The organism is Streptomyces sp. NPDC050485, assembly GCF_044458185.1.
Taxonomy (GTDB): Bacteria; Actinomycetota; Actinomycetes; order Streptomycetales; family Streptomycetaceae; genus Streptomyces.
On the sequence record NZ_JBITHR010000001.1, the window covers coordinates 129,819 to 142,340 of the forward strand.

General features: G+C 71.9%; 11 protein-coding genes. 9 read left to right on the plus strand and 2 right to left on the minus strand.

All coding sequences use genetic code 11. The features are described 5' to 3' along the window. The 3 genes from ACIBK6_RS00615 to ACIBK6_RS00625 all read left to right on the plus strand — a co-directional run bounded on the left by ACIBK6_RS00615 (nt 1) and on the right by ACIBK6_RS00625 (nt 2,347). On the plus strand, nt 1-780 hold the full coding sequence (locus ACIBK6_RS00615; RefSeq protein WP_399047543.1) for an aminotransferase class IV: 780 nt from the start codon (nt 1-3) through the stop codon (nt 778-780). Nucleotides 781-895: 115 nt separating this feature from the next. Continuing rightward, nucleotides 896-1,636: a hypothetical protein gene (locus ACIBK6_RS00620; protein WP_399047545.1), complete on the plus strand. Its 741-nt coding sequence runs from the start codon at nt 896-898 to the stop codon at nt 1,634-1,636. Nucleotides 1,637-1,681: 45 nt separating this feature from the next. Further along, complete coding sequence (locus ACIBK6_RS00625) at nt 1,682-2,347, plus strand: class F sortase (protein ID WP_399048425.1); 666 nt, start codon at nt 1,682-1,684, stop codon at nt 2,345-2,347. A gap of 153 nt (nt 2,348-2,500) precedes the next feature. Here the strand turns inward: ACIBK6_RS00625 and ACIBK6_RS00630 are convergent, their stop codons facing one another. After that, nucleotides 2,501-3,280: a sulfite exporter TauE/SafE family protein gene (locus ACIBK6_RS00630; protein ID WP_399047547.1), complete on the minus strand. Its 780-nt coding sequence runs from the start codon at nt 3,278-3,280 to the stop codon at nt 2,501-2,503. A gap of 252 nt (nt 3,281-3,532) precedes the next feature. Between ACIBK6_RS00630 and ACIBK6_RS00635 the strand changes: the two genes are divergently transcribed. From ACIBK6_RS00635 to ACIBK6_RS00650, 4 genes are all read left to right on the plus strand, one after another. Next, nucleotides 3,533-4,705, plus strand: a complete 1,173-nt coding sequence (locus ACIBK6_RS00635; protein WP_399047548.1) for an NAD(P)/FAD-dependent oxidoreductase — start codon at nt 3,533-3,535, stop codon at nt 4,703-4,705. Between the two features lie 46 nt (nt 4,706-4,751). Then, the gene (gene nirB / locus ACIBK6_RS00640; protein ID WP_399048427.1) at nt 4,752-7,220 is read left to right on the plus strand and encodes a nitrite reductase large subunit NirB; all 2,469 of its coding nucleotides are present in this window, start codon (nt 4,752-4,754) and stop codon (nt 7,218-7,220) included. After that, a complete protein-coding gene (nirD, locus tag ACIBK6_RS00645) occupies nt 7,217-7,549 on the plus strand; it encodes a nitrite reductase small subunit NirD (protein WP_399047549.1) in 333 nt (110 codons plus the stop codon). Before nirB ends, nirD begins: the two co-directional genes overlap by 4 nt. A 136-nt stretch (nt 7,550-7,685) precedes the next feature. Continuing rightward, nucleotides 7,686-8,609 (plus strand): oxidoreductase, encoded by a 924-nt coding sequence (locus ACIBK6_RS00650; protein WP_399047551.1) that lies wholly within the window; start codon nt 7,686-7,688, stop codon nt 8,607-8,609. Between the two features lie 3 nt (nt 8,610-8,612). Here ACIBK6_RS00650 and ACIBK6_RS00655 read toward each other — a convergent pair whose 3' ends face one another. Continuing rightward, nucleotides 8,613-9,020, minus strand: a complete 408-nt coding sequence (locus ACIBK6_RS00655) for a VOC family protein (RefSeq protein WP_399047552.1) — start codon at nt 9,018-9,020, stop codon at nt 8,613-8,615. A gap of 258 nt (nt 9,021-9,278) precedes the next feature. Between ACIBK6_RS00655 and ACIBK6_RS00660 the strand changes: the two genes are divergently transcribed. After that, a complete protein-coding gene (locus tag ACIBK6_RS00660; RefSeq protein WP_399047554.1) occupies nt 9,279-11,150 on the plus strand; it encodes an APC family permease in 1,872 nt (623 codons plus the stop codon). Nucleotides 11,151-11,268: 118 nt separating this feature from the next. After that, nucleotides 11,269-12,522 carry an ABC transporter substrate-binding protein gene (locus ACIBK6_RS00665; RefSeq protein WP_399047555.1) on the plus strand — a complete coding sequence of 418 codons (1,254 nt, stop codon included), beginning with the start codon at nt 11,269-11,271 and terminating at the stop codon, nt 12,520-12,522.

Here is a 12,522-nt window from a genome sequence, read left to right on the forward strand (position 1 = left end):
ATGACACTTCCGTACGTCGAGATCGACGGCCGCCCCGCCGACGCCGAGAACCTCCTCGTCCCCGCGCTGACCGGCGGCTACGGACATTTCACCGCCATGCAGGTACGCGGCGGGCGGGTCCGTGGCCTGGCCCACCACCTCACCCGCCTCGACCGGGCCACCCGCGAACTGTTCGGCCCGGGCCTCGACGGCGAACGCGTCCGCTCCCTGGTGCGGCAGGCACTCACCGCCTGCGGCCGGTCCGACGCGGCGGTACGTGTCTACGTGTACGGACCCGCCGAGGCGCCCACTCCGATGGTCGTCGTGCGCGAGCCCGTCGACATGCCTCCCACCGCCCAGTCCCTTCTCTCCGTGCCGTACGAGCGCCCGGTCGCCCACATCAAGCACCTCGGCGGCTTCGCCCAGGCCTACTACGGCCGCCTCGCCGAACGCCGGGGCTTCACCGACGCGCTGCTGACCGGCCCGGGCGGCGTCATCGCGGAGGGCTCGATCACCAACATCGCGTTCTGGGACGGCAGTTCAGTGGTCTGGCCGAACCGCCCCGCACTGCTCGGCATCACCATGGCGGTACTCGAACCCCGCCTCACGGAGTACGGCCTGAAGTCGGCCCACCGCGAAGTGACCCTGTCCGCCCTCGACACCTACAGCGCGGCCTTCGTCACCAACTCCCGCGGAATCGCCCCGGTCGGCCGCATCGACGAGCGCGGGTTCGCGGTGGACGCGGAGCTGATGAAGGTGGTGTGGCGCGCTTATGAGCAGGCGCCTTGGGATGTCGTCTGATCACCCGTACGGCCCGCGCTCCATCACCCTTTCGCCCCCCGCCGACGGGCGGGGCAGGCGGTCCCCCGGTTAGGTCGAAGGCAGAAGCCCATGCCGTGCCGCCCCCGGAGGACCCATGCGTACTGCCCGACTCGTGACCAGCGCCCTGCTGGCGACCGCCGCCGCGCTGGGCCCGGCGGGTTCGCTCGCGTACGCCGACAGTGACCGGGGCGGTTCGCTGGAGCTCTGGCCGACCAGTGCCTCGCCGGGCACGACGGTGACCGCGAACACCACCGCCTGCGGGTCCGGGTCGCGGGCCACGGGCGATGCGAACGCGGTGAGCGCGGGCGACTTCCCGATGACGGCCTCCACGCACAAGGAGGTGCTCGCCGGGCAGTTCCAGGTGCCGTCGCACGCCCGGTCGGGGAGCTTCCGGATCAGCGTGAGCTGCGAGAACGGCAAGTCCGTCGAGGCGCAGCTGACGGTCACCGGCGGTGGCGACCGCGAGCCGCGGGGCCGCGACGACAAGTCCGGGGGCGGGAACGACCCGCGGGACCACGACAAGGGCGGGTCCGGGAACGACCAGCGCGACCACGACAAGGGCGGGTGGGGGAACGACCCCCGGGACCACGACAAGGGTGGGGGCGGGAACGACCAGCGCGATCACGACAAGGGCGGGTCCGGAAACGACCAGCGCGACCACGACAAGGGCGGGTGGGGGAACGACCCCCGGGGTCATGTGCGGACCGGGGTCGGCGGCAGCATCGGCCCCGACACCACCGAGATCGCGGCGGGCGTGGCGGTTCTGGCCGCGGCCGCCGTGGGCGGCACCTGGCTGCTGCGTCGCCGGGCGAGCGGCGCGCAGGGCCGGGGCTGACCGCCCTTGTCGGCCCGGACCGCACGGCGCAACGCGGGCTGGCTGATGGTGATCGCCGCGTTCGTCGGCCTCTGGCTGGTCGAGCGGGGTTTCGAGTCCGAGGAGCCCCCGCAGCCGTCGGCGGCCGAGGCGTTCGCGGCGGGCCCGGCGGGTCCGGCGGGTCCGGCGTCGGGCCGTACCGGATCGGCAGCCGAAACCCCGGGCGGGTCAGCGGTCGCATCCGCGCCGGCCGACGGCCTGCCGCCCTCCGAACCCGTACGCATCAAGATCCCCGTGATCCGCGTCGACGCGCCCGTGATGGGGCTCGGGCTCGGCCCCGACCACAGCCTGGAGGTGCCGCCGCCGGGGAACACGAATGTGGCCGGCTGGTACAAGAACGGCACCCCGCCCGGTGCCGTGGGCACCTCCGTGATGGCGGGCCACGTCGACGACTCGCGCGGCCCCGCCGTCTTCTACGCGCTCGGCGCGCTGAAGAAGGGCAACCGGGTGGAGGTGGTGCGCAAGGACGGGCGGACCGCGGTGTTCGGCGTGGACGCCATCGAGGTGTACGAGAGCGACGCGTTCCCGGACGCCAAGGTGTACGGGGCCGCCGCACGCCCGGAGCTCCGGCTGATCACCTGCGGCGGCGGCTTCTCGAAGAAGACCGGCTACCGCGGCAACGTGGTGGTCTTCGCCCACCTGACCGGAGTAACCCAGCCGCCGACGCCCTGAAGGGGCGCGGGGAACTGCGCGAGCAACCACACACGACCCGCAGCCGACCGGTCCACCCACAACCCTGCGAGGCACCGCACGCTCAAGGGGCGCGGGGAACTGCGCGAGCAACCACGCACGACCCGCACCAAAACAGGCCCCCCAGCGGAGCGACTACGCGTTCCACTGGTCGAAGGCCAGCTTCGCGACCAGGGAGAAGACGACGACGAGCAGCACTCCGCGTACGAACTCACTCCCCTTCTTCAGCGCCATCCGCGCACCGAGCATGCCGCCCGCGAGGTTGAACACCGCCATGATCGCGGCCAGTTGCCACATCACGTTGCCCTGGTAGGAGAACATGGCGAGCGCACCCGCGTTGGTGCAGACGTTCACGATCTTGGCGGTGGCACTCGCGGTCACCAGGTCGAGGTGGAGCACGGCGGTGAGGGCGAGGACCAGGAAGGTGCCGGTGCCGGGGCCGAACAGGCCGTCGTAGAGGCCGATGCCACCGCCGACGAGGACGATCGCGGTGACGGTACGGGACCGTGTGACGGGCTGCCCGCTGGGCCCCGTGCCGAAGGCGGGCTTGAGCATGACGAACGCGGCGACGCCGACCAGGACCACCAGGATCACCGGGCGCAGCACCGCGCTGCTGATCCCGGCCGCGAAGAACGCGCCGGTCATGGAACCTGCCAGCGCCGCGAGCCCGATCCGTACCGCCGTCTTCACCTTCACCGGCGCCTTGCGCGCGTACGTCACGGCGGCGCCCGAGGTGCCGACGATGGCGACGGCCTTGTTGGTGCCGAGGATGTGCGCGGCCGGGACGTGCGGCAGGCCGAGGAGCAGGGCGGGCAGCAGGAGCAGTCCGCCGCCGCCGACCACCGCGTCGATCCAGCCGGCCGCGCCCGCGGCGAGGCAGAGCACAATGAGCATGGTCAGCGATATGTCAGGCATGATCGCGACCCTAAGGAGCGGTGAGCGGAGGCGTCCATTACTTTCTGGATGCTTGAGCCAGATCAGAGCTTCCGGCCGCGGGCCTCCGGTCGGGGGCGGGCGGCAGCGCGCTGAGCTGCCCCCACCCCCGCCCCGGCACCACTCCCGAGCGGCAGACCCTCACACCCCGCCCCCCGCCCCGCTGAGCTCAAGGTTCCCCCGTGGAAATCGGCGGGATGCGGCCGGGTAACAGCCGCCGCGCACGCTGGGCACATGAGTACGGACATCGTGGTGATCGGCGGCGGCACAGCGGGTGCCCGCCTGGCCCGGCATGTCCCGGTGACCGTCATCGGCGAGGAGACCCACGCACCGTACAACCGGGTGCTCCTCGCGGAGGTGCTCGCCGGGCGGTACGGGCCCGAGGTGATAGCGCTGCCCCCGGTGCCGGTGCGGCGCGGCGTCCGGGCGGTGCGGATCGACCGCGCCGCCCGCGTGGTGCACTGCGACGACGGCAGCGCCGTCCCCTACGGGCGCCTGGTCCTGGCGACCGGCTCGAACCCGGTGCTGCCACCGCTTCGAGGCCTGCGCGAGGGCCGGCTGCCCGACGGCGTCCACCCCTTCCGCACTCTGGACGACGCGCTCGCCCTGCGCGAGAAGGCCGGCGACGGCACCCGCGCGGTGGTCATCGGCGGCGGGCTGCTCGGCGTGATGGCCGCGCGGGCGCTCGCCGAGCGCGGCGCCCAGGTCGTACTCGCCCAGCAGGGCGAGCGGCTGATGGAGCGTCAGCTGGACGCGGCCGCCTCGGCCCTGGTCCGCAGCCACCTCGAAACACTCGGCGTGGAGGTGCACACCGAGTGCCGGGTACGCGGTCTGACCGGGCCCGGCGGCACCGATGTCGAGCTCGCCGACGGGTTCGTCCTGACCGCCGAGCTCACCGTCCTTGCCTGCGGGGTCCGCCCCCGGACCGGTCTCGCGCTGGCCGCCGGACTCGACGTCCGCCAAGGCGTGGTCGTGGACGACGAACTGCGCACCTCCGACCCGTACATCCATGCCATCGGCGACTGCGCCGAGCACCGCGGCTCGGTGTACGGGCTCGCGGGTCCGGCGCTCGAACAGGCCGACGCGCTGGGCGAGTTGCTCGCCACCGGCCGCGGCCGCTACCCCGGCAGCCGCGGTCTGACCCGGCTCACCCTGGGCGGCCCGCGCCCGCTCGACCTCGCCGCGTTCGGCGAACCCACGCCCCGCCCCGGCGACGACGTGGCCCAGCTCGCGGACGCGACCCGGGGCGCCTACCGCAAGGTCGTCGTGCGCGGCGGCCGCCTGGTCGGGGGCGTACTCCTCGGCGATCTCGGCGCGGTCGGGGCACTCGCCCGGACCTGGGAGGGCGACGAGCCCGTACCGGACGCGCCCCTGCTCCACCTGCTCACCCACGACGGAGGTTCCTGACGTGCCCACCGAACACCTTTCCACGATCGTGGTCGTCGGCCACGGCATGGTCGGCCAGCGCTTCCTGGAAGCGCTCGCCGAGCGCGGCGCGACCGGGCGGGCCCGGGTGGTCGTGCTGTGCGAGGAGCCCCGCCCCGCCTACGACCGGGTCCACCTCACCTCGTACTTCGAGGGGACGACCCCCGACGAACTCAGCCTCGTACCCGACGACTTCATGCAGAGTCACGGCATAGAGCTGTACGTGGACGATCCGGCGGAGTCCGTGGACCGGGCCGCGCGCACGGTCACCGCGCGCTCCGGCCGGACCTTCGCGTACGACACGCTCGTCCTGGCCACCGGCTCCTACCCGTTCGTGCCGCCGGTGCCCGGCAAGGACGCCGACGGCTGTTTCGTGTACCGCACGATCGAGGACCTGCTCGCCATCGAGGAGTACGCGAAGACCGCGACCACCGGCGCGGTGGTCGGCGGCGGGCTGCTCGGTCTGGAGGCGGCGGGTGCGCTGCGCGGGATCGGCCTTGACACGCACATCGTGGAGTTCGCGCCGCGGCTGATGCCGGTACAGGTGGACGAGGGCGGCGGGGCCGCGCTGCTGCGCACCATCGAGAAGATGGGCCTCACCGTGCACACGGGTGTCGGCACCCAGGAGATCACGGCCGATGACGAGGGCCGGGTCAAGGGAATGACACTCTCCGACAGCTCGCATCTGCCGACCGACCTGGTGGTCTTCTCGGCCGGTGTCCGCCCCCGCGACCAGCTGGCCCGCGACTGCGGGCTCCCGGTGGGTGAGCGCGGCGGCATCGTCGTCGACGAGCAGTGCAGGACCGAGGACCCCTCGGTGTTCGCGATCGGCGAGTGCGCCCTGGCGGCCGACGGCCGGGTGTACGGCCTTGTCGCGCCCGGCTACGAGATGGCCGAGACGGCCGCCGACACGATCGCCGCGAGCGCCGGACGCACCTTCACCGGAGCCGACTTGTCGACCAAGCTCAAGCTGCTCGGCGTCGACGTCGCGTCGTTCGGCGACGCGCACGGCACGGCCGAGGGCTGCCTGGACGTGGTCTACTCCGACTCGCGTTCGGGGATCTACAAGAAGCTGGTCATCTCGGCCGAGGGCGCGCTGCTCGGCGGCGTCCTGGTCGGCGACGCGGACGCGTACGGCATGCTGCGCCCGCTGACCGGGCACGTTCCGCCGGTCTCCCCGGAGCAGCTGGTCCTTCCGGCGGGGCTCGGCGCACCGGCCGCGCTCGGCCCCGACGCGCTGCCCGACGACGCGGTCATCTGCTCCTGCCACAACGTCACCAAGGGCGCTATCACCGCCTGCTCGACGCTGCCCGAGGTCAAGCGGTGCACCAAGGCCGGTACCGGCTGCGGCAGTTGCGTCAAGACCATCGGGCTGCTGCTCCCCGCGTCCGGCGACGGCGGGCTGTGCGGCTGCTTCGCGCAGAGCCGCCAGGAGCTGTACGAGATCGCGCTCGCGCTGCGCCTCGCCTCCTTCACCGAACTCCTCGACGGGCACGGGCGGGAGGGGGCGCGGGGCGGTGAGGGCTGCGAGATCTGCAAGCCGGCCGTCGCCTCGATCCTGGCCGCCCTCGGAAACGGCCACATCCTGGACGGCGAGCAGGCGGCCCTCCAGGACACCAACGACCACTTCCTGGCCAACTTGCAGCGCAACGGCTCCTATTCGATCGTGCCGCGCGTCCCGGGCGGCGAGATCACCCCCGAGAAGCTCATCGTGATCGGCGAGGTGGCCCGGGACTTCGGCCTCTACACGAAGATCACCGGCGGTCAGCGTATCGACCTCTTCGGCGCCCGGGTCGACCAACTCCCGTCCATCTGGACCAGGTTGGTGGACGCCGGTTTCGAATCGGGGCACGCGTACGGGAAGGCGCTGCGCACGGTCAAGTCGTGTGTGGGGCAGACCTGGTGCCGCTACGGGGTACAGGATTCGGTGCGGATGGCGATCGATCTGGAGCTGCGCTACCGGGGCCTGCGCTCGCCGCACAAGCTGAAGTCGGCGGTCTCCGGCTGCGCCCGCGAGTGCGCAGAGGCCCAGTCGAAGGACTTCGGCGTGATCGCCACCGCCAACGGCTGGAACTTGTACGTCGGCGGCAACGGCGGCGCGAGCCCGCGCCACGCCGATCTGCTGGCGCAGGACCTCAACGATGACGAACTCGTCCGTCTGATCGACAGATTCCTGATGTTCTACATCCGCACCGCCGACCGCCTGGAGCGCACCTCGGTGTGGCTGGAGCGGATCGAGGGCGGCCTCGGCCACATCAGGGATGTGGTCGTGCACGACTCGCTCGGCGTCTGCGCCGAGCTGGAGGCCCTGATGGCAGCGCATGTGGCGGGCTATCGCGACGAGTGGGCCGAGACCCTGGACGATCCCGAGCGGCTCGCCCGCTTCGTGTCCTTCGTCAACGCGCCCGGCACCCCCGACCCCTCGGTCCGGTTCGTCCCCGAGCGCGACCAGATCAAGCCCGAACTCCCCCTCCTCACCCTGGGAGCCACCCGATGAGCACGGTCCAACTCAAGCTGGACGAAGGCTGGTTCACGGTCTGCGAGGCCGCTCGTCTCACCCCCGGCCGCGGCGTCGCGGCGCTGCTCCCGGACGGCCGGCAGGCCGCCGTCTTCACCGACCGCCACGGCCGTACGTACGCGATCGACAACCGCGACCCGTTCACCGGCGCCTACGTCCTCTCGCGCGGCCTGATCGGCGCGACACCGGACGGCCGCCCCTATGTCGCTTCGCCGCTCCTCAAACACCGCTTCGACCTGGAAACCGGACGGTGCCTGGACGACGACGCTCAGGCCGTCGAGGTCTACGCGACCGATCGTTCCCATTGAGTCCGCTGTCGGCCCTCGACCGGTACGCCGGGCATCGCGATCCCGAACTGCTCACCGAGCTGTCCGGGCCCGTCCTCCCGGGCGGCACAGCTTCCCCGTCCCGCCCACCTGCCATACCGAGCGGTACGGTGGGCGTATGACTCAGGGCTGGAGTGCTCAGGACATCCCCGATCAGAGCGGCCGCACGGCCGTCGTCACCGGGGCGAACAGCGGCATCGGTCTGGTCACGGCGCGCGAGCTGGCCCGCCGTGGCGCACGGGTGGTGCTCGCCTGTCGCAGCGAGGCGCGCGGCAAGGAGGCCGAGGACCGCATCAGAGGCGAAGTCCCGGGCGCGGACGCCGAGTTCAGGCGGCTCGACCTGGCCGACCTCGGCTCGGTACGGGAGTTCGCGGCGGCGTTCCCGTACGAGCGGATCGATCTGCTCGTCAACAACGCGGGCGTGATGGCGCTCCCGTACCGGAAGACCTCCGACGGGTTCGAGACGCAGTTCGGCGTCAACCACCTCGGGCACTTCGCGCTGACCGGGCTGCTGCTCCCCCGGCTGCGGGCGGCCGGGGCGGCGCGGGTGGTCAGCGTGTCCAGCGGGTTGCACGCGCTGGCCAACATCGACCTGGACGACCTCAACAGTGAGCGCAATTACCGGCGTTGGGTCGCCTACGGCCGGTCCAAGACGGCCAATCTGCTCTTCATCCACGAGCTGGCGCGGCGGCTGCGGGCACAGGGCTCGGACATCGTCGCGGCGGCCGCGCACCCCGGCTATGCCGCGACCAACCTCCAGACCCGGGGCGTACGGATGGAGGGCCGCAGGGCCGCCGAGCGGCTCGCCGAGCTCGGCAACCGCGTCATCGCCCAGCCCGCCGAGGCCGGGGCGCTGCCCACGCTGTACGCGGCGACCGCGCCCGGGGTGCGGCCCGACTCGTTCACGGGCCCGTCCGTGTTCATGTGGCGCGGCGCGCCCGCCAGGTCCTGGCGGGCGAGGTGGACGCTGAACGACGTCGCCGGTGAGCGCCTGTGGTCGGCTTCCGAGCGGCTCACCGGCGTGACGTACCCGGCTCCCTGACCCTCAGCAGGCGTTGACCGCGGCGGGGTCCATGAACATGACCTCCCAGTGGTGGCCGTCGGGGTCCAGGAAGGAGCGGCCGTACATGGGCCCCTGCTCCATGGTGTCGTTCGCGGGCGAGCCGCCGGAGGCCAGCGCGGTGTCGACCAGACGGTCGACGTCCTGACGGCTGTCCGCGCTGAGGCAGACGATCGACTCGACGGTGGTCGCGGTGTCGGCGATCTGCCGCTTCGTGAAGCCCTTGAAAAAGGGCTCGGTCAGCAGCATCGCGTAGATGGTGTCGCTGATGACCAGGCAGCCGGCGTTCTCGTCGGTGAACTGGGGGTTGAAGGAGTAGCCCAGCTTGCCGAAGAACTCCTTCGAGCGGTCCAGGTCCTTCACCGGCAGATTCACGAAGATCATGGTGGGCATCGGGAGCTCCCTCGTGGGTGGTGGCGTTGCTTACGAGAGGTAGACGACGCCCCGCACGGAAACTCATCGCCGCGCCGGGTCTATTTTTTTCCGGCGTCCGCAGAGGTCACTCCGGGGTGCACCCGCCCGCCCTGGGAGCAGCACCCGCCCGTCCTGGGAGGGCCGCCCGTCAAGATCGCGTATAGATGCGGGCGGCTTCCGACAAGGCAGCGCCAAAGGGGGTCGGCACCCGGCAGAACCGGTCGCAGGCTGAGCCTCATGCTCACCACGTCGAAGGCCGTCGTCAGCGATACGGCCCCCGCAGAACCTCCCGGAGCCGGAGCGGCCGACCGCACCCGGCTCACCGCCACCCAGGGCCTGGCCGCCCTCTCCCTCGACGCGATGGCCTCCGTGGCGTACGGACCGGAGGCCATCGTCCTGGTCCTGGCCTCGGCCGGTGCGTACGGGCTCGGCTTCACCCTTCCCGTGACGCTCGCCATCGCCGCGCTGCTCGCGGTTCTCGTCGCCTCCTACCGCCAGGTCATCGCGGCCTTCCCGAACGGCGGCGGCTCCTACGCCGTGGCCCGCCGCCATCTGGGCGCCCGCACCGGCCTGGTCGCCGCCGCCTCGCTGATCCTCGACTACGTACTGAACGTGGCCGTGTCCGTGACGGCCGGCGTGGCCGCGCTGACCTCCGCCTTCCCCAGCCTGTACGGCGACCGGCTGCTCATCTGCCTCGGTGTGCTCGTCCTGGTCACCGCCGTCAATCTGCGCGGCATCGTGGACTCGGCGAAGGCCTTCATCATTCCGACCGCCGTCTTCATCGCCTCGATCCTCGCGATCGTCGTCGTCGGTCTGTTCCGCTCGGCCCCCGCCTCCACGTACACCGCCGACGGGCACGCCTCGGTCCTCGCGGGGAACGCCACCAGTGTCGGCGCGCTACTGCTGCTCAAGGCCTTCGCGTCCGGCTGTTCCGCGCTGACCGGTGTCGAGGCCGTCGCCAACGCCGTGCCGTCCTTCCGCGCCCCCGCCGCCAAGCGCGCCCAGCGCACCGAGGTGGCGCTCGGCTCGCTGCTCGGCGTCATGCTGATCGGTCTTTCCGTACTCATCGGCCGCTTCCACCTCCAGCCGGTCGAGGGCGTGACCGTGCTCGCCCAGCTCGCGGACGCCTCCCTCGGCCACAACTGGGCCTTCTACGTCGTGCAGTTCGCCACCGTCGTCCTGCTGGCGCTGGCCGCGAACACCTCCTTCGGAGGGCTGCCCGTCCTCATGTCGCTGCTCGCCCGCGACAACTACCTGCCGCACGTCTTCGGCCTCAAGGCCGACCGGCAGGTCCACCGGCACGGAGTGCTCGCCCTTGCCGCCGTCTCCGCCGCGCTCCTGGTCTTCTCCGGCGGCGACACCAACACCCTGGTCCCGCTCTTCGCGATCGGCGTCTTCGTCGGCTTCACCATCTGCCAGACCGGCATGGTGATCCACTGGCGTCTGGAACGCTCCCCCGGCTGGCAGTGGAAGGCCCTGCTCAACGGCTTCGGCGCGGTCCTCACCGGCGTCTCCGCGATCGTGGTCACCGCCACCAAGTTCACCGAGGGCGCCTGGCTGATCGTCATCGCGCTGCCGCTGATCGTGCTCGCCTTCGAAGCCGTGCACCGGGCGTACGGACGGATCGGCGAGCGGCTCGGCCTCGGCCGGGTGCCCGAACCGCCGCGCCGCGACCGGTCGTTGGTGATCGTGCCGGTCTCGCACCTGTCCCGGCTGACCTGCGAGGCCCTGAACGCCGCCGTGTCCCTGGGCGACGAGGTGCGGGCCGTGACCGTCAGCCACCCCGACGAGGAGGACCGGCGCGCCACCGAGGCGCTGCGCCGCGACTGGGAGCTGTGGAACCCGGGGGTGGAACTGGTCGAGCTGACCTCCCCGCACCGTACGCTCGGCCGCCCCGTCGCCGACTACGTGAGCCGCGTCCACACCTACCACCCGCGCACCCGCGTCACCGTGCTGATACCGGAGGTGGAGCCCGCGCACATCTGGCAGCGGGTGCTCCAGAACCAGCGCGGCGCGGTACTCGCCCACGCCGTCCGCAAGGACACCGACGCGGTGATCTGCCGGCTGCGCTTCCGGCTCGGCGCGCCGGTCACCCGCGGCGAGGCCTGACCACCCGCGGCATCCGGGCCGGGCGGGCTGACACAACGCCGCAATATCGCTGTCGTAATCCCGCTGCATGGTTGATCGTTGAGCCGTACAGCGGGATGACGAACAGGGGGCGTACGCCATGACGATCAGCCGTCGGACACTGCTCGGCACCGGGGCCGCACTCGGCCTGCTCACCGCCTGCGGCTCCAACACCGGCCGTGACAAGGGCAGTTCGGCGGACGGGAAGGTCGCCCTCGACCACTGGTACCACCAGTACGGGGAGCCCGGCACCGAGGCCGCCGTCCGCCGGTACGCGGCGGCGTACGACCGGGCGAAGGTCACCGTCCAGTGGCGGCCCGGCAATTACGACCAGCAGACCGCCGCCGCGCTGCTCACCTCCTCGGGTCCGGACGTCTTCGAGGTCAACGGGCCGACCCTGGACCAGATCCAGGGCGGCCAGGTCGCCGATCTCACCGCCCTGTTCGACGGGGTGAAGGACGACTTCAACCCGGCCGTGCTCGCGCCGAAGACGTACGACGGGAAGATCTGGGGCATCCCGCAGGTCATCGACACGCAGTTCCTCTACTACCGCAAGAGCCTCCTCGCGAAGGCGGGCGTCCAGCCGCCGGGCACGCTGGATGAACTCGTGGACGCGGCCAAGGCGTTGACGCGCGACAAGGTCAAGGGCCTCTTCCTCGGCAACGACGGCGGGGCCGGGGTGCTCGGCGGTACGCCGCTGTACGCGGCCGGGCTGAGCCTGGTCACCGCCGACGGCAGGGCGGGCTTCGACGACCCGGCCGCCGCCCGCACCCTCGGCAAGCTGCACCGGCTGTACGCCGACAAGTCGCTGCTGCTCGGCGCCCCCACCGACTGGTCCGACCCCTCGGCGTTCGTCCAGGGGCTCACGGCGATGCAGTGGTCGGGGCTGTGGGCGCTGCCCGCCGTGCAGAAGGCCTTCGGCGACGACTTCGGGGTGCTGCCCTTCCCCAAGGACGGCCCGAACGGAAAGCCGTCGGTCCCGGTCGGTGCGTACGCGGCGGCCGTGTCCACCCGCTCGAAGCGCCAGGCCGAGGCGAAGGCCTACCTGAAGTGGCTGTGGGTCGAACGGACCGACTTCCAGGAGGACTTCGCGCTCTCCTACGGCTTCCACATCCCGGCCCGGCTCTCGCTCGCCAGGAAGGCGGCCAAGCTGCGGCAGGGCGCGGCGGCCGACGCGGTGAGGTACGCGACGGACGACGGCTACGCGCAGCCCCTGCTGTGGACGCCGACGCTTCAGACCGCCTACCAGGACGCGCTGAGCCGGATCATCAAGGACGGCGCCGGCCCCGACGGCGAGTTGAGATCCGTCATCCGGAAGACCAATGACGAACTTCAGCGGGTGAAGAAGCGCTGA